The organism is Vibrio sp. 10N.261.52.C11 (genome assembly GCF_041471405.1).
Classification (GTDB): Bacteria; Pseudomonadota; Gammaproteobacteria; order Enterobacterales; family Vibrionaceae; genus Vibrio; species Vibrio crassostreae_C.
Genome location: NZ_JBFROI010000066.1, coordinates 1 through 23,872, shown reverse-complemented (window position 1 = coordinate 23,872; position 23,872 = coordinate 1). Strand labels below are relative to the sequence as shown.

Genomic DNA, 23,872 nt, shown 5'->3' with positions numbered 1-23,872 from the left:
TCCAATAAAGTCTGTTCATTTCCAATATAGTTTGATCTGTTTTTGGCTACATCAAGTTAGACGGCGAAGATAAGTTAAACCACTTTCTGCCCAGTTATGTTTCACAGAAAAAAGCGGTTCAACACTCCTCAGTGGAGTTTAGGCTATTAAAACTAATGCAATCGCACAAAAATTCAGTCTTGTTTTTCACTAGATAGAGCTAAACGAAATATTGTAATTAACGGTTCTAAATCGAATGATACCCCTTCAATATTTGCATCAATCCATTCTTGTTGAGTAATTTTAGGCCACTCGATGGTGTAGCCAAGGATAAATACGAGTTCTTCAAAGAAAAAACGTAAAGTTCGCCATTACCTTCCCTAAAAGGATGTAACAAATTTAATTCGCAAAATAGATTGGCTAATTCTTGGATAAGATCGGGCAAAGCCAAATTGTCTAACGAAGGGATAATACCAAATAATTTTGAAGCTTCAGCTTCAATCCTAGAAACGGTACAGAATCGAGTGTAGCCTTTACTTCTCGAACTTGACCTGCCCATTCAAAAATATCTTGGAATAGATGGTGATGTAGACACTTGAGGTGATTGAAGTCTAAATGCTTGATTTCAGAAACATTACTTTTGTATGAAAGGTACCTATAACTCGTAAACTCAATTTCGGCTTTTTCAAGTTCATCTGAGTCAAGTATATTCAATCTGTTAATTAAAACATCAGAATTTGAGTAACAGTATTTGTCCTGATCAGCACCATATTTATCTCGCATACTTGCGTTTTAAATCTTCAATGGTTTGAACGTTCGATTTCTTATTTATCGTCATGCCTTCATAACCCAAACTGGTTTTGAAGTTCTTTAAGCTAGGGGTAAATGTAGCTTTTTGGCGCTTTGAATTTGAGGTATTGACCATATCAATGTTCCTCTTGTTGGTTGTATTAATTGTACATGACTAATCAGCTAATGTCATGAAGTAGCGATTTTCGCAAAGCCAAGTGAGCCGCGCAGCAGCATTCTATTCTAGTAATGTCACTGGCAAAGTTTTATCCAGAGGCTTCATTGGCCTAAAGTTTTACCCGTGGCACTTTTCTCTCAAAGTGCCAGCTAACTCAGAGCTGCCCCAAAAACGTCACAATCTGAATTTTTACACGTGGCATTTTCTAGCTCGAAAATGCCCCAAAATTGTTCAGAGCTAATGCTCTACATATTCTAGGGGGCGTACGTTTTCCATATCAAATCTAATCCGATTAAGGATAGTCAGACCGAGCTTATTTTGGGCATATATAGATTGAAAATCGTATTACTCCGAAGCCGCCGGAGCTATACGGAAACTTTCGCCAATTTCTGACGTTCGCATCCTAGTCGCTAGGCAATACGGGCATGAAATTGAACGTGAGTATAATTCGCGTTATGATTGGCTGCGTGTAAGTACGAAAAAATCCGTCTGTTAAGCGTTATATTTTTAGGAGAGTAAATGGCTCAAAATAAAAAAGTTCTTGTACATTACTTCAATGCATCATATCGGTATTATGAGGAGTCAAAGTTAGTTACTTATGCACATGGTCAAGTTGGACCTCCTGGTTTAGCCACAGAAATTCCACCGCCGGTGCTGATATGTGCTGAGGGTTATATTCCTGTTTTTACAGTTGAAAAAAAGTGGGTGATTAAAGAAAATACGTTTTGGAAACCAATATTCATAAATAAGCATTATCATGCTGGTTATATTTGGGGTCACTATATTCCATTCGCTTTATCTTTAGGTGATTTCCCTTTATATAAATCATTGCCGCAAATTTTCACAAATGTGCATTTGCCATTTTTAATTCAGCAAAAAATAAGGAATATCCACAATAAGTATTATCAGCTTAATGTGTTGTACTCGAAAACAAAAGGTAACTTTCAAGGGGAAAAATTTATACCAATCGATGGGCCAAAACTAGGTAATGATGGAATGCATTATCATGCATCTCCTAGCTTTAACTACGAGTATCATTTTGTAGCTGAAGAGCTAATAACGTGTATGAAATCTATACTCGACTATTTGGTGCAACTAACATCGATCATGGTGGATAGAGAAACTTCTGTAAGTAAAAATAAAGTATTAAAAAGTGAATTAGGGAATTTAGGTGCAATCAATACCCCTAGCAGTGTTCTTGAAAAGCTAATATGTGGTGATGGCGAAGGGTACATGAGGGATAATAGTGAATTTCTTACAATTATTAATGAACTATCAAATAGTATAAAACACTCTATGATCCACTGCTGGACATACAATGAATATCCAGACAGCGAACCTATAATTTTGTCATATCAAGCAAAATCTAATAAGTTCTCGAATCCAATTATTTATCATTGTCACAGTCTTGAACAATTGATGATCGGCTTCCGAAATACAGTTAAAAGGCTACTTTGGAACCAAAAAAGGTACTCTGTAAGTGAATGAAAATATAATTAATAAAGATTAAACGCTGTGAATCCAGTGTGTAATCGAATTGTTGAACAAACTCGATGCCTCTAGATAAATAAATTGTGCGATATTTTCTGCGGTGACTTCACCTCGATGGTATTCTCAAGTGTACATTACCTTCTTTGCTTCAGATTAACTATTTGCCATACTTGAGATTATTCATTAACTGCTAATTTAGTAAAGACTCTGACAAATAAATGTCCAGAGGCTTCATAGACCTGAAGTTTTACTCGTGGCACTTTTCTCAAAAAGTGCCAGCTAGCTCAGATCTGCCCCTAAGTGAGTTTCAAAACATTTATCCCGGACTTTAGATATGCGAAATTTGCATTCGAAAAAGTAATGCTATTCTGAAACTAGAAAAAGAATAGCTATGCACCGACTGGGTAAGAAGAAAGTGCTAGAACACTTGACCTAGCTCGCTCTGGGACAAAATGCGCGTTAACGCAATTACTCTCTTTTTGCTGATGAGGAGTTAGTTATTACAAATTTTGGACATTAGCCAACTCAATGTTACCTGTCACCCCTGAGGGTTACTCACCTCATGGGATATAGCTTCACCAGAGCATCACGAAAATGTGGTCAAAGAGACCAAGTTATAGAACTTTCCATTTTCATGAAGCGACCACCAATCTCCATCTCGCCCAACAACTGCTACTAGGCAAGGTTTTTGGCCTCTTAAATTTAATTTCCAGTTTTGAAAATCGAGACTTGAAGGGTAAGGCAGATCTTGAGGGTGAGTATGCCACTCGCCTAGATAGTTACTAGTTCCACCGGAAAGTCGATTAGCATTAACAATAGCTAATTGGTGGTGGAAAAACTTCCGAATGAAACGAAAGCGCGAAGCACGGTCTTCGGTAGAGGGGGTTGTAACTTCCTTAACTATAAAGTTTTCCCCTCTTCGTTCGCCTATCAGCACTCCCCCTGCTTCATGGGCGGCAGGATCAATTTGGCGTAAAGCGCGCATAGCATTAACTGCGCGAGGCTCTATTACGACCAAACGCGTACCGTTAGAGCCTTCTACTTCGTAGACTAATTCAATATCACACTGACTCAACGAGCTCTTCCTCTACCGCAAACTTTACAATCAGTCCAAGGCTTGAGCACCAATCGTTTTTGTGACTTCGTTTTTTCGCTCGTTACCTTGGTATAAGTCCATTTAAGTTTAGGTTCTAACGTATTCAATACTGCCTCGACTACCAAAGCAGCAGAAATCACGCTGACGTTCGCATCGTATGGGGTATAAACACTCCCACACGAATATCGAGAAGTGTCAAAATCTGGTTGAGCAACTTCAGCCTTTGCTAATTTCTCCAAGCAACCATAGCAAGCCTTACCGTTGTCGATAAACGCTATTGACTCTTGACCCCAGCGATAGTTCAAACCATGAATAATGATCGGCGGATTCGACGGAATTTCCCTAACAGTACCAGCAAGAGCTAGGCTAACAGGTACGCGTCCAGTTGCGTCTATCACCACGTCGTAAGTCTTCAGGTGTTCGGGATAGATGTCAAAGTCTTCTTTCTTAACGTAAATCGAAACTGGGTATAAAGCCTCATCCTCGATTAATTTCGCTAGTCCATCCGCTTTGTTCCAATTCACAAAACTAGCGGGTAAACGATGACGACTGAGGTTACCGACACTCAACCTATCTGAGTCATAGAGAGTTAGGCTGCCCTTAGTTCCAATTCCAGCTCCAGCTTTAACCAAATACTCAGCAACATAACCACCAATCGTCCCGCAACCGATTAGCGCGATATGTTTATCGCGTATATCACCTATCTCCGGCTTAGGTCTATTTCTTAAAAAGACCGCATCACGGTCAACAGCCTCAATGCGAAGTCGCCCAAAGAACTCTACCGCTTTAGAACTGCGGATAGGTGCAATCATCGACCTAACAGAACGTTTCTTACGACTACACCACGATTTAAACAACTTTTGGTACTGGGTGCTAAATGTCAGCTTGAAACCAAGTTCGCCTTCACCGGGTATCTGAAGAATCACTAATGCTCGTTTAGTCGATAGTTTTACTAACTGAAATATAAGGTGATCGTGGGCACTCCGATCTGCTATAGCTAGCCAGTCGATTACGTCAGCAAAACTGGTTGGGGGCCAAACGGTAGCAGGAACCCAGTTATTTGGCTGAACCGTTACAACAATCGCAATACCATCTTCCGAAGTAGACTCTTTACCGCGCAACCTCAACCAACGGTCACGTTCATCTGGTTCAGCGTAGACAACAAATTCAGATGTTTCTTTAATATCACGGCCAGTTTTAACCTTAACTGAACAATATTTAAGCATCTTGCTCTTATTCTTCGTCGGTAACGCTTCGAAACAAAACGCAGTGCTGTGTCCTTCCCAATAGTTGGAGAACTCGTTTCGGTATTCTTCCTGGTTATCGTAGTTCTCAACGGCAATGTTTAACGTTTTCGCGATGCTATTGTCAATGGCTTCAGCGAAGCTTGTACCATCTAGTGGGTTCCATTGGCTCTGATCATTATGGGCAAAACATAGGTAGCCATCATTACTAATATGAGGTAATGCAACCTCCTCAAACTGTAGAGGTCTTTCCAGTACAAAGGTGAGTGGTAACTTTGTCAGATCTTGATGAGTTCGGACCAGCAATATCTTAAAGTCACCGACAGCAGTCACATAACGCTTTACGAACTTAGCTCCTTTGAGCGCCCTAAACCGTTCAGGCAACTCGCGGGCCGGCGGCTGTAACCACTCAAAGCCCGCGCGCAACAAATAACTTCGAAACTTCAAGTTAGCCACTCGTCATCGTTTTTTCGATTTCGGCAGGTTCACTTTTCTCCGCTGTCATCGCATAGGCTGGAGCGGCTAAAGCAGAGACTAGCAAAGAAATATCAATCCCACGTTCGCCGAAAACTCGGTTCAAGAAACTAAATGCATCTCCTCTAGTTTGAGCAGTCATCGCAGTATGAAGAGACAAATCCAGGTTTTTTGCTGCTTCTACAATACTGCGCTGATAATCATTATGCTCACTACTATCAGGGAACAGAGGTCGTTCATCAGACGGGTCTGGGCTTTCGACACCTTCATTGAGTTGATTAGCAAGGTTACTTGCCACGGCTTTGATCACCAAACCGAGGTCTTTACCATCAAGCGGCGATTGACCAAGGGTATCTACGGCACACTTCATCAGAGTTATTGAAGATGGACCACCTCCATCTTTCCACGTAACATCACGCCATCCCTTTAAAAATCGACAGGCCAAACGTAGGTGTTCTCCAACGGCATTAACAGATTCAATAAACCACTGCTGAACCACTTGCGGGTCTGACTTTTGCCACTTCTCGCGGTCACGACGGGCTAGGTGGACAGAGTTAGGGTCTAGCTGAGCTTCATTTGACAACCATAATTCGTTGTGAGCTGCAAATGCCTCCATTCCCCATCGTGCATCCATACTCTCTTTGATCAAAACGAACTTATCTTCCGGGATAGCGTACATAGGTACGTCTAAATGAACGTTTTGTGCGGCAACACGAACCCGTGCACAAGTAGGCTTACTGTCGTCAAATACCCACCCTTTATTCTCAACCGCTAACGACTGGAGTGCAGTGTCCACAAGAGCAATCATTAGTCTATGCGCTAGCGCAGGAGCATCTTCGAACATTTGCATAGGTAAATAGACACCATCGTCAATATCCATCTCTTGAGGCGGCTTACAATACGGGACATTTAGCGTCTTGTATTGAAAGCTTCCTTGAGTACGGAACCTCGGACGAACCTTTAAGAATGCACGACGCTGTTCATCATCAAGATTTGAGGCGAGTTTTACCAGCGCAGATAACAACTCATCGCTAACATGATTAAAGCTCCGCTTAGCTTTAATCTGCTGGCGTAAATAAATCTGAGTATGCTCATCAGGAGATAGCCGCTTAGCATCGCGGAAGACCTCTTGAGCCTCTGAAAAAACTTCGCGAATTCGAGCTCGAGCCTGTTTACGTAAGCTCTCCAAGAACGAAGTTTGGCTCTTAGATAGTTCTAACTTCGACAACAGCCCCTCGCAACTGTCACCTAAGTAACGGTGCAGGTTCCATTTATGCTGGATTGACATGATCTTTATCCTCCGGGTGAACAAATTTGGGTGCTTTCTCGCTAAAGAATTTTTCTCGAAGATTCAAACCAATGTCGGCCATAGCTTCGGTTGCTTTTTGCTTACCGCGCGCAGCAAGGGCATTAAGAGCTTCCGGGCGAGAATTATCCAAGGTAATGATACTGGCTTGTTGGTCTGGAACTACATCATCCAACATCACATGATTTACCGCCGATAGCGCCCTAGCAGTCATGAAATGATGCATCCACTGATTACCATTCATAACTGTTTCTACGAGAGTGCTACCCAATCCCCAAAGACGGAAATATCCCGGCACCCAGCTTTTAATTAGCTCAGGGTTTATGCAAAATTCACTCGCCATCGTGCCGATGTTAAGTACATAAATTTGACCTTCAGATTCAATATCAAACTCTTCCTTGAGATCCGTAACGGCCTCATGATAGGCAACATAGCTGGGATTATTTGCTACTAGCCCGCCGTCAACAAAGTAAGCATTAAGCTCTTCTATATAGTGGGGCTCGAAATAAGTTGGAGCGGCAGAGGTCGCACGTGCAACATCAACTAGCCGAAGTCGATCATCCCTAGTAAACCTTGGGTTATGGCAAGTTTTAACGAAAAGTGGTTTACCTGTTGAAACATTAACCGTTGGGATTAAGATTCGGCGCTGCAAATCGCGAACCGTGCGCTCTTTACCAACGATGTCCACAACTGCTTTGCCGATATTGTCGCCGTTATAACGATTCCCTAGCACGGCTCGACAACCTTTACATATATTCCACAGGAACTTCGGCAAATATCTACGAGGAGGAAAAATCGTTGAGGCGTGCTCTCGCACCTTCGATTCAAGTTCACGTGCAGTCTTGCCGTCTGCCAAACCTAAAGCTATCAAACCACCAATAGATGTACCCGCGATCAAATCGAAGTGCTCAGCTATTGAGTAACTTTCGTCATCCTTAGCCAAAATACGCTCGAATTCAGCCAAAACAGAAATCGTATATAGACCGCGAACACCACCACCATTTAGCGATAGGACGCGTAGCTTCGGTTGCTGAGCTTCTTTCATCTATTCTCTTCCTCTCAAATTTAATACGTCCAATATATATTGGGGCAAGCAGCTGAATTTAAAGGTTTTAGAATAAATTCTGAACTTTTTAATGGCGAGATTGTGAGCTGATTATCAATCAACCGTATCAAACACAATGCTTATCTAACATGGAATGCCTCGTGTGTTTGCAACTAGAAAAACTAAAGGAAGGCATACAACTACGACTAAAGTGTCAGATTGGAGCTTAAGATTTGCAGCGTTAAATTGTCCGCCTGCGTGAGAGATGCAGGAAGATGCGGAGTTGTTAGATAAATTGAACCTATCGGTTGATGGAATGGCGTACTACCGAGCCTTAGTAGAAAATAAGTATTCAGTGCGAGAGCTTGGTGATGATGCCTTACGTAACTTGGCGATAGAGCTAACCCAACAGCTTCGTAAATTGGTAACAGTAGATTGGCAGAAACGTTAAAGCGTCCGTGCTCGTATGCGTAACTTATTGTGCCGTCAGTTGCATCGCTGGAAGAACCCACCTGATGCCGCAGAGGAAGCCATCAAGCTTGTGTTAGAACAAGCAGAAGTTCTAGCTGACGGCTGGTATAAGTAAATACCAAAGGCAAGGTTCATACCTTGCCTTTTGAATATCTATGCACTTTTTATTTGATTAAAGATCAACTAACCGCCTTTTTCGGTCAAAAATAGTAATCAAAATGGAATAAATTAGAGCTATTGATCTAAGTGATTTATGTCCAATAACGTTTTGAAACTGGTCAATCTTAATGCGAGCACCAAACAATTCTGTCGTCCCTTAGCCTTGGCACTCGTAATACACCTCCTTTGTAACCTGTCACCTTATTCCTGATTTCATTCTACCGAACAAAAGCGCCTCACTCAGTGTGGGCGCTTTTTTGTTTTCCTTCACAAGGAGTTTTTCTATGTCTACGACTCGTGGTGGTCAAATCACTTTCCATAACATTCGAATGTGGTGGCAAGTGAACGTAACCACAATCAAGTACCTCAATATCTTCGCGGCCTTGCTCGGGCTTATCACTACTTACCTCCTCACCTCGGCCAGCACATTAACCGGTGCCTACTACTACAGTCTATTTTGGCTATTCAACAAATTAGGTTTTAGCCTAAAGCGCAACGTAGTGGTCGAATGGGAAGATCAACGCTACAGCAGCACCCTTGGCCAACAACTGCAAAACCCCATCTTGTCACAGTGCTACCAAGAATTGCTGCAAGCCCTGTTCATTGGCCTACTGGTCTCTGTGGCCACTTCCACCGTGCTGTTTGTGATTATCAACCACTGGTTTAAGAGAAAAGGGCAAGAGCAAAGCGAAGATAACCACATTCGCGGCTTTCAATTGGCTGAGCCTAAAGCCGTCACCGCAGAGCTGAAAAAGAAGAAAAAACTCTCTCCTTTTGCACTCGATGGTCACAAGCTTTTTGTTGATAGGTTTGAGGTCAAGCACTTAATGATTGACGGCACCACAGGCGCAGGTAAATCCGTTGCGATTCGCAAGTTATTGCGCTGGATACGGGCGCGAGGCGATAAAGCCATCATCTACGATAAAGGCTGCGATTTTGTCAGTAAATTCTATGACCCTCATAAAGACGTGATTTTAAATCCCTTCGATGAGCGTTGCGCTGCATGGGATATTTGGAGTGATGCCAAAGAAGCCCCTGACTTTGAATCGCTCGCGGCCGCGCTTATTCCGCAACACGGCGAAGGCGACCCGTTTTGGGTGGATTCCGCACGAACCATTTTCGCAGCAACCACCTATCAAATGATGATCGATGACAAACACAAATGTACCATTGAAAATTTGCTGCACATTATCTTAACGTCGGAGCTTTCCACGCTAGGTGAACACTTAAAAGACACCGAAGCTAGCTCCCTCGTCTCGAAAAGTATCGAGAAGACAGCTATCTCCATCAAATCGGTACTAGCGACTTACATTAAGTCATTACGTTACTTACATGGTTTGGATGAAAAAGACGCACAAGGCCACCATAAACGGGCGCCATTTTCGATCACAGATTGGGTGCAAGATGAATCCCAGCAAGGATTTTTATTCCTATCGAGTAACGCAAGACAACACACCGCACTCAGACCACTGATCTCGATGTGGCTTGCGATTGCCTCCAACGCCATTCTAGGAATGGAGCCCGATGACGACCGCCGAATTTGGGTGATCATCGATGAAATGCCTACGTTACATAAACTGCCTGAACTCACGCACATTATTTCTGAAGTGCGTAAATTTGGAGGATGTTATTTACTGGGTTTGCAATCTTACGCTCAATTAGAAACCACTTACGGGCGCAACGCGGCGAGAGTCATTTTTGATTTGCTCAACACGCGCTTTTTCTTCCGCGCCCCTTCAAAAGCGATGGCCACCATTTCCTCGGATGATCTTGGTGAGCAAGAAATCGATATCTCACGAGAAAATATTTCTTACGGGGCGAACGCACTGCGTGACGGTGTCTCACTTGGCCACCAAAACAAAACGCGTCCTGTGGTTTCTCCTGCCCAAATCCAAGGTTTGGATGATTTAGAGTGTTACTTACGCACCCCTAACTCCATGCTCATCACTAAGCTGCAACTGAAGTACGACCGCATGAGCAATCTCCAACCCTCCTTCATCAAACGCAACCTACCAGGCGGGAAAGCAATGGAGAGTATCGACCAAGCCTTGATTTTTCATGAGTTAATTGCTTTGCATGAACTCGATGAAACCCAAAGAAACCGATTACTCGCCATTCAGCAAAGTACCTATGAAAACGAAGAAGAGCAGCAGCAAACCAGAACCCATCAAAAACAAACCCTTGCCAAAGCACCGAAAAAGGAAAACCCGACCAATAACGCTGCCCAAAACCAACAGCTCGCTGAAAACACACAAAATGCACTACAGCGAGAAACCGAAGAGGCGTCCATGACACAAGCAGAAACGGGCGAGATGTACGATTAACCACACGAAATGAAACATCAAGGAACATTTAGAGACCGAACACAATCTTACCCTCCCCTGTAAAAACCCTTTACCACCCTTTCATTCACATCAACGCCGTCCGCTAACCCATTCGTACCACACCCAACTCACCGGCATTCCGCTGACGTGGCGGCTTTGCTGCGCCCCAAAAAAAGGAGAACACCTTATGATGTCCATTAGCCCTCTTAAATCCGCCTCTGGCGCCGCCAAGTATTACTTAAACGAAGAAAACACCCAAGAGACCCCTGACATTTCTCTCGAAAAAGACAGCAACGACAACTACTACCTCAAAGAAAACAGTACCAATGAAAACACCTTTTGGCATGGTCAGTTAGCCGAAGAAGCAGGCCTACTCGGTAAACCGGTTGACCAAAAAACGTTAGAGTCCGTTTTATCTGGACACCTAGGCCATGAAACCATCAAAGGCAAACGCGACGATCATAAATCGGGGTTTGACCTAACCTTTTCTGCGCCAAAATCGGTCAGTGTACTTGCTCTCGTCGGGGGTGACACACGTTTAATCGATGCGCATAACACGGCGGTCAAATTCGCGCTCTCGCAATTAGAAAAAGACGTAGCACAAGCCACGCACATCAATGACGAAGGCGCTCGTGAGTTCATCAATACCGAATCCATGGCCTTTGCGGTCGTGCGCCATAAAACCAGTCGTGAAAACGACCCACAACTCCATTCCCACGCTTTGACGGCAAACATGACGCGCGACAAAGAAGGGCAACTGCGTACACTCGCCTCTTCTCTCAAACAAAAAGGCGGCGTCATCAATGGAACAGGCGAGCGCATTTACCACTTCCAAAAGTACTACACCGCTCTTTACCAGAGTCAGCTTGCCAAAGAGAGCGAACAAATGGGTTATCAAATGCAAGGATTGGGTAACGGCCAATTTGAAGCCAAAGGCCTCCCTCAAATCCTCCTTGATACGTTTTCTACTCGCAAACAACAGCTCGACCAACAAGCCTTAGATTTTGGGGGGACGCAAGCGGCAAAAGATGTAGCCGCACTCGATACTCGCAAAGCCAAAACCTACGAAAGTGAGGCCGAGCTCAATACTCGCTGGCAACAAACGGTGTGCAACAAAGGCTATCAGCCCAAAGACTTGGTTAAAAACGCCCTCGGCATCGCTCAACAAGAGCATCACCCTGAACAAATCGCTAAAGACGCGTTTAGTCGCGCCGTTGAACACTTGGGGCAATACAACACGGCACTAAAACTGCAAAAGATCATAGAATTAGCCGCGGCCGAGTTTACCAAGGGCGGCTTACAAGCCAATGCAATCGACCTTAAAGTGGTCGCAGACCAATGGGTGAAAGACGGGGCGCTTCTCCCCCTTTCCATGAAAGGTCAATACACCACTCAAACCATGCTGAAAACCGAACAAGCGTTAATGGCGGCCAGCAAAGGGCGTACGCACCATATGCGTACTCCCGTCAATGACGCTACGTTAGATAAACTGACCCTCACTCAAGGCAACTGCCAAAAGGTGGCGGACATTTACCAGTCCACCAAACAGTTTCATGTGGTCAATGTGTTTGGCAACAGTGAGCAAATCGCGCAAAACCTATTGAACGTCGGCAACCATGTCGGTAAACGTGTCCACTTAGTGTCACAAAACGCCAAAGACAAACACCGTCATAGCCAAACCATCCAACGTGAAAGTCATACGGTCGCAGCCTGGGTAAAACACCGGTTTCAAGAAGAGCATCGTCACTCTGTCCATAGTTTGTTGCACTCCGACCTACCAATGACCAACAAAGATGTCCTTCTCGTCGACAGCGCCCACAAAATGAGCGCGAATGAGTTGATCGCTTTAAACGCAAAAGCTAAAGGATCGGGGAGCAAAGTCATCTTGCTGAACAACACGTCCAGTCGCCAAGGTTTTAAAGCCTATAACGCCATCGAGCTTTACCGCAAAGGCAACGTCGTCTCGCACTCTTGGGTAGACAGCAAACAGATAGACAGTAAGGTTGCCTTGCACGACAGTGATACGCGCACCCTCGCCAGAGCTTATACCTACTTATCAAACAAAGAAGACACACAAGTGCTGGCGACTTCTCACGTTGAACAACGACGATTGACGGACGCGATCCGGACCTCTCTACAGAACCAGGGTCAACTTGCCCGCAGCGGCATCACCTTGTTGACTCAGCAACCTCATTATTTGTCTAAACCCCAACAGGAGTTAGCGCAACACTACAAGCCGGGCATGACCCTTCGCCATTGGGAAGACGGAAAACCTCAAGAGTTAGTGGTTTCCACATCGGATAAGACAAACAATCGAGTCCATGTACTCAGCAAAACCGATGGACAAGAATACACCCTCGATCCCGCTTCCACCGGATTCAAAGCCCTCAACATGCAGGTCTTTAAACCTGAATCGTTGCAAGTTAACCAAGGTGAACGCCTCATAACCACCAGTAAGCACTTTCCATCTGGGTTGAACGCCAATGAACGTTACGTGGTCACAGGATTATCTAAAGAAACCCTGACGTTAACGGACACGCAAGGCGAATCGAAAACCATCCCCGCTGAAGCCCTGAAAGACGCACCACTAAAATACGACTATGTGCATTCCGCCAGTCATATCGAACCAAGGCCGCACACTCTTATTTCAGGCAAAACCTTTACGCTCTCCAAAGCGCTCTTCCATGATCTGACCGAGAAAAGCGCGCGCATCGATGTGTTTACCGACAACCCCGATAAAGCCCAGGCCGCGCTTGAGAAAAGCGAAGTGAAGCTTTCTGCCATCGAGCGAGTGATGCACACTCAAAGCGTCAACGACCGCTACCTGACTGACACCACCGCCATCACCGTCAAAAGCGACATCCAGCAAGCCCTCACTCTCTTAAACAAAGAGCAAAATTCACCACTGCAAGAGAAAGCGTTGAACTTTGCCCTGAGTCATCTTTCTGAAAAAGAAGCGGCGTTTACACAAAAAGAGTTAGTCGTCGAAGCGATCCGTTACGCTTTTGAAGAGGCCAATCAACCGATAATCAAAGATCAAATTGAAACAGAGCTCGCCAAGCGCAGTGACACCCTCTCTGCCGAATACAGCGACGGCACACGCTGGACCACCCAAGCGGCGCTCGATACCGAAAAGCACATCTTGCGGAACATTGAGCAAGGGAAAAATCAACACAAGCCGTTTGCCACCCACAGACAAGTCAGAGATTATCTCGATGCACAGCCTCGCCTTACCCAAGGGCAAAAGGACGGCATCACCCTTATCTCAACGACCAAAGACAGTTTTGTGGCCGTGCAAGGTTTAGCGGGCACCGGTAAATCCACCCTACTCGAATCCAACATTGAATTGATTCAACACGCTAGCCAAGCCAGTAAACACTCACCTTCACAAATCATAGGTATTGCACCAACGCACGCCGCCGTCAGCGAACTGGAAAGCAAAGGGATACAAGCGCAAACGCTGGAAAGCTTACTGACCGACCTAAGACGTGGCATCACCTTACCAGAGGACTACAAAAACACGCTGTTCTTCCTCGATGAAAGCTCCATGGTCAGCAACCAACAAGCCAAAGAGCTCACCGACCTTGTATTACAAAGCGGCTCCAAAGCCACCTTACTTGGGGATAAAGAGCAGCTGCTTTCTCTTAATGCCGGTAAACCGTTTGAATTGAGCATGAGACAAGGACTCATCGATACGGCTTTTATGACCGACATCATTCGTCAGAAGAATGAAATACTGCTTGGTGCCGTACACAACATTGTGGATAAGCAGCCACACAGCGCCCTCGATAAACTCTCTCAGCAAAGCCCTGATACACTCGGTAGCACGCAACATATTATCTCCACCCTCGATGAGAGTGCGAAAGACCAAAGCAAAGCACAGCTTATTGCCACCGAAAAGCTGCCTTACGCTGTAGCACAGGACTACCTTGCCCGTACGCCCGAAACGCGAGAAAACACGCTTATCATTGCTTACACGAATAATGAGCGTGACCACATCACTGAGCACATTCGTGTCGGACTGATGAAAACACAAGAGATAGGCCAAGAGAACATCATCACCACCCGATTGCGCTCTACAGGTGAGAGCAAAGAAGAGTTAGCCACCATGATGCCTTATCAGAAAGGGCTCATTTTAAGCACCAAGCAAGGAGAGTACGACATCATTACCCACATTGATTCGGAGCACGGAGTGGTGACACTTCAAGATGTGAATACAGGTAAGACAAAACCGTTTTTGCCACGTAACAAAGACCACAAATACACGTCACTCTTCGCTCAATCAGAAAAGCCGCTTTCAACCGGTGATAAAATCATGACCCGCTTTACCGACAAAGCGCGAGGCATTAAAGCCAATGTGGAATACACCATCAGCCGTGCCACCAAGGAAGAAATCACCGCGCTTTCGAAAGAAGGGCAAACGTTAAACCTCAATCCAAACCAACTCAAAGATGGGCATTGGGATTACGCTTACACCAGAACTGCGGACATGGCGCAAGGAGCGACGTATCAGTACGTCATTACCACTCTCAAAGGCAAAGGCGCACTGACGAACTTAAGACGCGCTTACATCGATTTGAGCCGAGCGAGCACTCATGTCAAACTTTTTACCGATAACCCAAAACAGATGATGAAGAGCTGGTTATCAAAAGAGGTCAATAAACACAGTGCCATTGAAACCATCGAAAACATTGCACCACACAGTACCCCTTACTTTAATGACAAAGCTCTGCCTCATGAAGACGTACGTTATCAAAATAGAAACGGAGATTTTGACTACAACCAATTTAAAGAACACATCAACCAAGCGCTCCCTAAATACACCGAAAGCTTAGCCATCAACCTATTGGGACAACCGAACCCATCTAAATCAGACCGTGACTATTTAACCTTTGGTATCGGTAAATCGGCTCTAAAAGTGTCATTAACGGGGGAATATCGAGGGTATTTTAAAGACTATACCACCGGTGAAAAAGGCTCATTAATCAATTTGATGATGAGTCATAAGGAAATAAATTATAAGGAGGCAATGAAAGAAGCCCACAACATCCTTAATGATCCTAATAAATACCAACTCACCGCCAACCCTAAACATGAACAATTACTGACTACTACGCCAAAACACATGGCACAATTTGAAGAGAGAGCGAAAGAATATATACAAACCAGTCAGCCACTCACAGGCACATTAGCCGAAACTTACCTCAATAAATTAGGTATTGAACACCCTAAGAGTGACCATGTTCATTTTCATCAAGCAGTGTACTCCTCGGAGGACCAGACATTTCACTCGGCAATGATAACTAACATTCACGATAAAAAAGGAGAAACAAAAGCGATTGAAGTGACTTATTTAGACGGGCAAGGAAATAAAGATCCGGCACTCGACATCAACCCACGGATATTAGGCACGAAATCCAAACAAATAACGCGATTCCATCAAGGCAGTGATTTGCACACCACCATCATCAGTACCTCAATCGAGAATGCTTTTATTATTAATCAAGCGCATCAAGGCCAATACGACATTATCAATGTCAATCATAAGAATGACATTCAGAATATCTCCACCGATGAACTCAGACAGAACATTGTGATTGTACTGAGTCAAGGAAATACTGATTTAAATCCCAACAACGTTGAAAAAATCATGGCCAACTTTTCAGGGAGAAATATTCAGTTTGTTTCACCTGACGATATGCTTGAGGAAATTAAACAGGGTATTGAACAATACCATCAACAAACGCATCAACAAAAAGAGGAATTCGACACACCCACTCAAGACCATGATTCATTAACCAACGAGCCGGACACTGATATTAATCAACACACAAAAGAAATCAAAGATAAAGAGCTTGAACACTTCGACAGCAAAGAACCCTCCCCTCAAAAAACGTTTGATTTTAATCAGGAGCGTGACAACAACAATGACCAAGATAATAAACTAGATAGAGAGTTAGAGCGGTAGAAAAAGGGGTGTCCAATGGACTACCCTTTTTTTTTGCCTGCCAGAAACTCATCGACTTTATTATCGATATCTGATTTCACCTGTTGCCTAAAGGGTTTGGATTCTTTTTGTTGTCGGAATAATTTTTCACCATCAAAGGTTTGTCCATGAACCACATCAGTGATCGCAGATGAGCCACGAACGACACGATAAATCTCTTCCATCAACGCACGGTTCGATGGACTATCATCCTCACTGTCATTGAGTTTGATGCGCAGTGCCAACATCAAAAGTTGGCGTGTGGCCTCTGCATCACTTAATGCTTCCTTATCCCTAAACGTCTTAAAATCTTGCGCTAACTTTCCACGTAAAGAACTTTGTAGCGGATAAGAACGTGTCATATTGCCCTCCTCAATCCCAATTAAAAGCATTGTTATTCAAATGAAATTTCAATCAATTAATTTTATAAAAGACCCTTCAAGCATTGTCAATAAAGGGCTCAATCAACATTCAATGATTTCCAATTAAAGGACCTTGAAAACGCTCTCATCGCTTTACCTATAAGGGATCAATTAATAATCATTGAAAAAATATATTTATCCATTGAAATTTAATCGGCTAATTAGTGTAATTTCTGAAAATTTTTCCACGTTACTTTAAGCGACTATTATATCTTTAACTTTTTGTTTTTATTATCTTTATGTTTTTCACAGACAACCATTTGCATTGATTTCAATGCGCCGTAGGGTGTGGTGAAGAATTGAAAATACAGGGGCATCTTGGGGACGCTTTCCAATTAGTCTTTGTTTTCGCTAAGAGGCTAAATTATCGATAAAAAACGCCCCTATTGGAAGGGGTTGGGGTGTAGATTTGACCACACTGTTTTTACATTAACGCCAAGTTACTCTTATACAGGGGCACTTTAACCCCCAAAATACAGACTAAAAATGACGAGATTACAGTTAACGGAAATTAGCGCTAGAACGCCTCTGGACAATAAGCGAGTTAATCATTTTTAAAATCAATACAAAAAAGAGGTCACATTGACCTCTTTCGTAGATTCATTTTCTTGAGAGTAAACTACATCTATCATTATTTTGACCTACTGGTGCTTAATTACTCTTAATTTTTCTGCTCATATTCTTAGCTATCATGCGCTAATTTAGAAAGCGTTAAAGTTCCAGATCAATGCTCTAAAGATCGTAAAGCCTCACCTAGCAGGTCTTCTGGCGAAAGGTTAGAGTGGGTGTTCATTATACTTTCGATTCTCCTTGTAGGAAAAGATTTACAAGTCTTCCCTTTACCATCAAAGTCCTCTTGTCTTCTGCCGTATGCAATGTACACATTAGTGAGAGTACACTCCCTCTCTCTCGCTGAGCAGGTAATTTTCCTGAGTTTTTTTTGAAGACCTTCAAACATTCTATCGAGGCTTTGGTCACTATTTGCCTTAGTAAAGTGACCATAGACTTCAGAGATAGTGCTATTTATTGATAGCTCAAACCTATGTACTTCTTGTTTCATTTAAAATAACTCAAGTATTATTGGGATTTATATTACACATACTATAACCAAAAACATTGAAAGTTATTGGTTAATCAATTTAGTCAGCTTTGGCTCTCTTTGTTATCAGCTTTTGTCGACAAAGCTAACTGCTTCCAGTTACAAAATACATCATTGGCACTCGCCATGAGTCGCGACGACATACTGACTCAGAGTTGGACAAAAGTTTGCCAGTGACTTCCCTAAATTAGCAATTCATGAATAACTAAAGGTATGGTAAAGCTAGTTGTAAAGAGCTAATGCGATAAGTAAAATCGTACTAGCAAAAAGATTGGTTTATGTTTAGGTGCGTATTAAGTGCCAGTACGTTAAATGCCCGTGACGCAGTAACGGAAAAGGCCTAAATCTTACTCAGCAAAGCCGAAACGCTTTACGACTACCATGGTAAAGTATTGTTAAGTAGGCAGATATTCCAATTTTTTGAATCATATCAATGAGAGAAGTATAGTTACATTAATGTAAAATTAAGCCAAGGAAAGTAAGCAATGAGTAGCATTTATAGTTCGTTGACTAAAATTGGGACAGATAGGGAGACCATAAGACCTGTTTATAAGCTGAATTGTAAGAAAGACAGTAGTACTCGATTGAGACTTAAAGCTGAAGGATTAGTAGAAAAAGATATTGTTCTAGAAGGTTGTGGTTCTAAAGTAAGAGCTTGGACTCCTGCCAACTAAATGGAAGCAAGTATGAAAATAACAAAAATAATCAATAGCTTGGGTTTTGTTTTTTTATTGGTTGGCTGCCAATCAACTTATACTTATCCCCCCCAACAGAAAGAAACATTAACTAATCCTCCTAATGAAGATACTAATATTGAAAAGTTTCTTGTTTTCGACAAGGTTAGCGTGCGTCTTTTTAATAAGATTCCATCACTATATAAGATGAAAGGTGAGAAAGTCAGCTATTGGTCTGATAAATGGCTTGAGGTATTTCTTTATGAGAATAGTAGTTATTATTACGATATAGCTGGCTACTTTGAGATCGAAGGTAAACCACGCAAAATTGAAATAACCTCAAATAAAAAAATTTATTACGAAGAATCACTACAAAAATGGAATATTTCAAGTTCTGATACAGAAGATATAGATATTACAGTTAAGGTAAATAATAAACAGAAGGTACTAACCTCGAAGGTTGTCGAGCTACCGTTCAAGAAAAAAGCGACACAAGGGGACTTGATTGAAATCTTAGGATTCCCTGATCGCAAAAAGACTTATCACGTTTCATGGCCATGCAGCAAAAAGTTAAATGGCATTTGGTATTCACCAGGGCCCAGCGCAGTAGGAACAATTGACCATTGGTTTTATGATGAATACCCACGATTGGTCATAGATGTGAGCTTTGGAGAGGTTAGAGAAATTCATACCATGCCGTATGGAGAAAGATTGACCAATCGTGCCCCTCGCGGTTGCTAATCTGTGATAATTAGTATTGCAAATGTGATGCCGTACTAATTATTTAATTTAAGAACTAAACGTTCGGTGTCGATTATTCCTATTATGTAAAATCTGTGGATTTACTATCATAAACAGCCTTTAAAGCACGTCAAACGCTCTTAGCGAAAACACGAACCAAAGAAAAAGATTTTATTTGGTGCCTCTGCGCTTTCAATTTACCACAACACTCAATTTGGACGCCTTAAACACTGAACTAGACCCAAACTAAAAATGCCAAGCATGGGGAATCACTCTTAAATTGTTTGTATGTTTATTTGCTTGAGACTGAGCAACCGTTATAGTTTTCGATGTACTTACTGAAGCCTTTTAATTCAACATGCTTTTCGAAATGATGCTTGATCCCCTGGGTCGCTGAATTATCTCTAACCCATTTTAGAACATCTTCATTTGTTTTTAGATCTTCATTACTATTTAGTGCTCTTTTCAAAGCCTTGATATGAACTCCATCAACTGTCATACGAACGTGAAGCTGCTTTTCTGATAAAGAAGGGCTACCTATTGCGTTAAGTAAGCGTTTTGGAAGTTTGTTGGTCATGCCAGAAAAAACCTTTTCTTCGCTTTCATACGTATAGAAACCAGAAATACTCTCACTTAACAAGTCATCTATCACGAAATCAAATTTCGCCATGGCAATATCAGGGAACAACAAATAGCCTTCATCTTTCAGCGTAATGAACTTGGCAAATATTTCATTTTCACCACCTTTATCACATGAGATAGTTAACCCACTATTTTCCGTCTCATCATAATACTGTGATTCAATAAAAACCCTGTTTTCAAAGTGATCCATTTTTTCGCTATAGGACCAGTTATCTGGACTAGCTGAAGCGCACCCTGAAACTACAGTAATTACTATAATACTCATTATTTTTTTCACAATATATCCACCTCTTAAATGCTTGTATGTGTAAGTGCTACAACACCTTTGTTCGTAAAATTTTCTTATTTGTTATCGGTTTACCATCTCTAAATTTATATCTTCGCAAGAATTTAGATTGACCATTTATGGAATGGTAATAGTTAATTGGAATTTCAAACAAATCTACGCATCGTTTTAATGTTGAAGATAGACTACTTTGGTTCATTTTCTTTTGGTCTTCACAATTAATTACATGGTAGAAAGCTGGCCAAAATAAAGCCGCTTTATCAAAATAAAGGTCTATTGGTGTTCCAATAACTGATTGTGCACCACATTCAGAAATTGCAGCTGTAGCAAGGTTACGATTTCCCCCTTTACAAGCCGATAAGAAAATCCTTTTTTTATTAACATTTCCTTTAAATATTTCAGATAAATTTATGTTAGTTATTTCTTTACCATTAACTTCTATGCCATCCATATCAGCATGACATGATAAATGAAGATATCTGAAATTAGATTCTTTGAAATCCACAATTGCATTTTTAAAATCTGATATTGTGTTTACTTCTCGATATATATTTTCTATATCGGACAGCCCTAATATTTCACTTAAATTTTCCCCATCAAAAAAATCACCTCGTCTCAGAGATTCAATGATAAAGACACCATATTTACTTTTAGAAGTGGTCATAAAAATCCAATTTATTTAAGTACAAAACTCTGATTACACATAACGCTATCTAGACGGCAGTTTTCTGCATAATTTTTTTATTATACACTCTTTTGCTTACCAATAACGTGATATGAATCAATGGTTTAATTGCTTGCTAACGCTTAAAACTGGCGCGTTACAGTTGTGGATAATCGGGGAAGGTGGCAAGTTATCTTGGATAATACCCTCCGTAATACAACGCGGGGATTCACTACGAACAGCATCAGAAGAATGGATAACTTCTAGTAGGGCAAAACCCTATGAACAGGATGTGAATGAGTAAAAGGTCTATCCTACAATGGGGCATTTTCGAGCTAGAAAATACTGTGCGTTAAAATTCAGGTTGTGACGATTTTGGACAGAAACCATTTAGATTCTTTGATCTAAACGGTTTCAATCAGATTAGAAAAAGTATCTTGAAACCTTAAACGTTTGTTAGCCTTACTGTGTCAACGTAGCGATTACGCCCACCCCTGCGATAATACATGAAAGTGCAGCCCATAAAGTTGCTGGATGATATTTCCACAAATAACGGAAAGTACTGCTGTACTTCAACGCAAATTTATAGCCACGGGGCGTAAAGTTAAAAACCACGCAATCATCACTCTTAAGCAGGTCATTTTTGACAAAACCATTCAAAACAGTGTCTAAAACAGTTTGGTTAGTCTCCGCTAAGTTATGCTTGTCCTTAATCGTATTGATTAGTTCAACTAATTCTTCGCTAAGCTCTGGATACAGGTGGTGAGGGGTAAATGGATAGCTGTTTAAAGCACTATCATCCTTATGCCGAGAGTCATACTTACTAAATAGAAGCTTCAATATTGGCTTCGCATGCTCATGACTAACATTTACCGAATTTTTCTCTTTTGCCAAACTATAATCCTCCTTGTAAAGCTAACGCCTGCAATAAGGTGTGCCCCACCGAACTAACAAAGCGCACTGAAGTCCATACAAAACCGCCGAGTGTAAGGCATCACCTTAATTGCTTTGTTATAAGAATTTACCCTCGGTATGGTATTACCGATTCTACAATATCTATATGGTGTTCAGACCATCCCCACTCTCTTTCGTGCTGGCTCCATATAAAACGAATGTATTGCTCTAAAGAATTAATAACCATTTTACGGTCTGGAACAGGGCCTACATGAATGGCCTTTATGGATGGCAAGAAAATTTCTTTTTCAATATAAGGGACAAGTATGTTGTCCTTTACTCTAAATTTTAATTTTGGTTCTGTTTCTCCAACAACATCAATGTGCCTAACTTCACTTTCCTCTGAGAAACCGGAGTCTTTGAAGATTGATGCAAGCTCAACTAATTTGGGTACAAAGTCAAATGCATCACCGAAAAATTGACCATCATTTGTATGGAAAAATGATTCTAACCCCAGAATTGCTTCCTTAACTGCTAGATTAGCTCTATCTCGTTTTTCTTCTTTGTTATATAAACACTTTCGTAGATTAAATCCATCGCTCTCAAGATCCAGTTCCTCGAACTCAATTGCGAACATGCCGTAAGAACGCCACTGACTCAAAAGATCAGGTTTGGTACTAAATGAACAAACAAAAATAGGCTCTTCTTCGGTACCATAAAGTAAATATTCATTTATCTCAGCCTTTATGAAATCGATAGCTCTTTTACGCTGTTCTCTTGAGGTTTCAGACCAATTCCCATTTTCAATTGCTTCATAAATAAACGTTAGCCCGTCTGATAACTCCTTAATATCATTTAAATACCGGCTATCGGTTAACCGTAACTTCTTAGTTTCCAGTATCGATTTAACCGCGTTTAAGTCGGTATAGTGATAAATTGACACAGACTTACCTCCTTTATTCTTATAACGCTTTATAGGCGGACTTTTTCCGCCTTTGCATTCCATCTATGTTGCTGCCATTCATTATGAAACTCAACTGGTATCAACCTGTTATGTGAATCAGCATATAGTTGCGGGGTCGAATTACGAAAAATTCAGTATAAGAGAGCAAAGTACGGATTAGATTAACTTGGTCTATTGGTGCACTGCTCAGGTGTTCCGTTTGTGGGTTCTAGGAAGGTTTGGGGCACTTTCGAGTTAGAATGTGCCAAGGGTAGAAATTCAACCTAAGAAACTCTTGGGCAGAAATGAGCTACAGCTTCAGCTAAATTAGCAATTCATGGATAACTAATAGTATGGGAAGTAGCTAAGTTTAATGCCCCCGTTTTGATAGTGAGGGTGACGTCCATTACTACCAACGATGATGCTCAACATAACCATCAAATAAATGTATTGCTTTTGTTAATCATCTATTTTAATTTAAAAAAATGACGCTGATAACTACTTCCACTCAAACTCTATGTTGTTGCTGTAAATACCTTATTTACGGCCGTTTTCGTGTAGCTATTACGTAGCAAACCTATCGCACTATTACCTAGGCCGTTGATGTTTTCATCCACGGCCTTTTTGTATTTATAAGGATATGATTTATGACCCAACCTACACTCCAGCTCTTTAATACCCTTAATAGAACACTGAGTCCGTTTTATACGATTCAACCCCGTAAGGTTGGCCTTTATGCATGTGGCCCAACCGTTTATGACTATGCACATGTCGGTAATCTACGTACCTATTTGTTCGTTGACGTTCTAAAACGCGTACTACAGATCAATGGGTATCAAGTTAATCATGTCATGAACATAACCGATGTCGGACATCTAGTATCAGATGGTGACACTGGAGAAGACAAGATGGAGAAAGGTGCACGCAAACAAGAAAAATCAGCTTGGGATATTGCTACTTTTTTT

The 23,872-nt window shown here is 41.9% G+C and carries 15 protein-coding genes and 2 pseudogenes; 6 read left to right on the top strand and 11 right to left on the bottom strand.

Annotated features, from left to right (window positions below):
* Nucleotides 1–226: 226 nt before the first annotated feature.
* Both AB4323_RS20570 and AB4323_RS20565 read right to left on the bottom strand, forming a co-directional pair.
* Nucleotides 227–538 carry a Fic family protein gene (locus AB4323_RS20570; RefSeq protein WP_372145443.1) on the bottom strand — a complete coding sequence of 104 codons (312 nt, stop codon included), beginning with the start codon at nt 536–538 and terminating at the stop codon, nt 227–229.
* A gap of 213 nt (nt 539–751) precedes the next feature.
* On the bottom strand, nt 752–904 hold the full coding sequence (locus AB4323_RS20565; protein ID WP_372145445.1) for a hypothetical protein: 153 nt from the start codon (nt 902–904) through the stop codon (nt 752–754).
* 561 nt (nt 905–1,465) lie between these two features.
* Between AB4323_RS20565 and AB4323_RS20560 the strand changes: the two genes are divergently transcribed.
* Entirely contained in the window at nt 1,466–2,434 is a 969-nt protein-coding gene (locus tag AB4323_RS20560) for a hypothetical protein (RefSeq protein WP_372153240.1), read from the top strand.
* A gap of 589 nt (nt 2,435–3,023) precedes the next feature.
* Here the strand turns inward: AB4323_RS20560 and AB4323_RS20555 are convergent.
* The 4 genes from AB4323_RS20555 to AB4323_RS20540 are packed head-to-tail and all read right to left on the bottom strand — an operon-like array spanning nt 3,024 to nt 7,602.
* Entirely contained in the window at nt 3,024–3,512 is a 489-nt protein-coding gene (locus AB4323_RS20555; RefSeq protein ID WP_102579943.1) for a Mov34/MPN/PAD-1 family protein, read from the bottom strand.
* On the bottom strand, nt 3,509–5,224 hold the full coding sequence (locus AB4323_RS20550; protein ID WP_372153238.1) for a ThiF family adenylyltransferase: 1,716 nt from the start codon (nt 5,222–5,224) through the stop codon (nt 3,509–3,511). Before AB4323_RS20550 ends, AB4323_RS20555 begins: the two co-directional genes overlap by 4 nt.
* Nucleotide 5,225: 1 nt before the next feature.
* The gene (locus AB4323_RS20545) at nt 5,226–6,539 is read right to left on the bottom strand and encodes a CBASS cGAMP synthase (protein WP_102579941.1); all 1,314 of its coding nucleotides are present in this window, start codon (nt 6,537–6,539) and stop codon (nt 5,226–5,228) included.
* The gene (locus AB4323_RS20540) at nt 6,523–7,602 is read right to left on the bottom strand and encodes a CBASS cGAMP-activated phospholipase (protein ID WP_102579940.1); all 1,080 of its coding nucleotides are present in this window, start codon (nt 7,600–7,602) and stop codon (nt 6,523–6,525) included. The genes AB4323_RS20545 and AB4323_RS20540 overlap by 17 nt, the downstream gene beginning before the upstream one ends.
* Before the next feature lie 262 nt (nt 7,603–7,864).
* Between AB4323_RS20540 and AB4323_RS20535 the strand changes: the two are divergent.
* From AB4323_RS20535 to traI, 3 genes and pseudogenes are all read left to right on the top strand, one after another.
* Nucleotides 7,865–8,188 (top strand): annotated as a pseudogene (locus AB4323_RS20535) (type I restriction enzyme endonuclease domain-containing protein); the annotation flags it as partial.
* Nucleotides 8,189–8,516: 328 nt separating this feature from the next.
* Entirely contained in the window at nt 8,517–10,556 is a 2,040-nt protein-coding gene (traD, locus tag AB4323_RS20530; protein ID WP_016800260.1) for a type IV conjugative transfer system coupling protein TraD, read from the top strand.
* 187 nt (nt 10,557–10,743) lie between these two features.
* On the top strand, nt 10,744–16,524 hold the full coding sequence (traI, locus tag AB4323_RS20525) for a conjugative transfer relaxase/helicase TraI (protein ID WP_372153235.1): 5,781 nt from the start codon (nt 10,744–10,746) through the stop codon (nt 16,522–16,524).
* 20 nt (nt 16,525–16,544) lie between these two features.
* Here traI and AB4323_RS20520 read toward each other — a convergent pair whose 3' ends face one another.
* Nucleotides 16,545–16,904, bottom strand: a complete 360-nt coding sequence (locus AB4323_RS20520; RefSeq protein ID WP_016800258.1) for a hypothetical protein — start codon at nt 16,902–16,904, stop codon at nt 16,545–16,547.
* A 1,845-nt stretch (nt 16,905–18,749) separates the two neighbouring features.
* Here AB4323_RS20520 and AB4323_RS20515 point away from each other — a divergent pair.
* Nucleotides 18,750–19,478: a hypothetical protein gene (locus AB4323_RS20515; RefSeq protein ID WP_265130221.1), complete on the top strand. Its 729-nt coding sequence runs from the start codon at nt 18,750–18,752 to the stop codon at nt 19,476–19,478.
* A 292-nt stretch (nt 19,479–19,770) separates the two neighbouring features.
* Here AB4323_RS20515 and AB4323_RS20510 read toward each other — a convergent pair whose 3' ends face one another.
* The 4 genes from AB4323_RS20510 to AB4323_RS20495 all read right to left on the bottom strand — a co-directional run bounded on the left by AB4323_RS20510 (nt 19,771) and on the right by AB4323_RS20495 (nt 22,907).
* The gene (locus tag AB4323_RS20510; protein ID WP_133153603.1) at nt 19,771–20,397 is read right to left on the bottom strand and encodes a hypothetical protein; all 627 of its coding nucleotides are present in this window, start codon (nt 20,395–20,397) and stop codon (nt 19,771–19,773) included.
* A gap of 37 nt (nt 20,398–20,434) precedes the next feature.
* Nucleotides 20,435–21,070 (bottom strand): hypothetical protein, encoded by a 636-nt coding sequence (locus AB4323_RS20505; RefSeq protein WP_108196063.1) that lies wholly within the window; start codon nt 21,068–21,070, stop codon nt 20,435–20,437.
* 462 nt (nt 21,071–21,532) lie between these two features.
* The gene (locus AB4323_RS20500; RefSeq protein WP_108123650.1) at nt 21,533–21,964 is read right to left on the bottom strand and encodes a hypothetical protein; all 432 of its coding nucleotides are present in this window, start codon (nt 21,962–21,964) and stop codon (nt 21,533–21,535) included.
* Nucleotides 21,965–22,091: 127 nt separating this feature from the next.
* Nucleotides 22,092–22,907 (bottom strand): hypothetical protein, encoded by an 816-nt coding sequence (locus tag AB4323_RS20495; protein WP_146161064.1) that lies wholly within the window; start codon nt 22,905–22,907, stop codon nt 22,092–22,094.
* 647 nt (nt 22,908–23,554) lie between these two features.
* Between AB4323_RS20495 and AB4323_RS20490 the strand changes: the two are divergent.
* Nucleotides 23,555–23,872: pseudogene (locus tag AB4323_RS20490) on the top strand (cysteine--tRNA ligase); the annotation flags it as partial.

Bases quoted from the DNA above. Each gene is read 5' to 3' on its own strand.
- AB4323_RS20540 (WP_102579940.1), bottom strand. From the start codon at position 7,602: ATGAAAGAAGCTCAGCAACCGAAGCTACGCGTCCTATCGCTAAATGGT.
- AB4323_RS20515 (WP_265130221.1), top strand. From the start codon at position 18,750: ATGAAAATAACAAAAATAATCAATAGCTTGGGTTTTGTTTTTTTATTG.
- traD (WP_016800260.1), top strand. From the start codon at position 8,517: ATGTCTACGACTCGTGGTGGTCAAATCACTTTCCATAACATTCGAATG.
- traI (WP_372153235.1), top strand. From the start codon at position 10,744: ATGATGTCCATTAGCCCTCTTAAATCCGCCTCTGGCGCCGCCAAGTAT.
- AB4323_RS20545 (WP_102579941.1), bottom strand. From the start codon at position 6,539: ATGTCAATCCAGCATAAATGGAACCTGCACCGTTACTTAGGTGACAGT.
- AB4323_RS20565 (WP_372145445.1), bottom strand. From the start codon at position 904: ATGGTCAATACCTCAAATTCAAAGCGCCAAAAAGCTACATTTACCCCT.
- AB4323_RS20505 (WP_108196063.1), bottom strand. From the start codon at position 21,070: ATGACCACTTCTAAAAGTAAATATGGTGTCTTTATCATTGAATCTCTG.
- AB4323_RS20570 (WP_372145443.1), bottom strand. From the start codon at position 538: ATGGGCAGGTCAAGTTCGAGAAGTAAAGGCTACACTCGATTCTGTACC.
- AB4323_RS20560 (WP_372153240.1), top strand. From the start codon at position 1,466: ATGGCTCAAAATAAAAAAGTTCTTGTACATTACTTCAATGCATCATAT.
- AB4323_RS20520 (WP_016800258.1), bottom strand. From the start codon at position 16,904: ATGACACGTTCTTATCCGCTACAAAGTTCTTTACGTGGAAAGTTAGCG.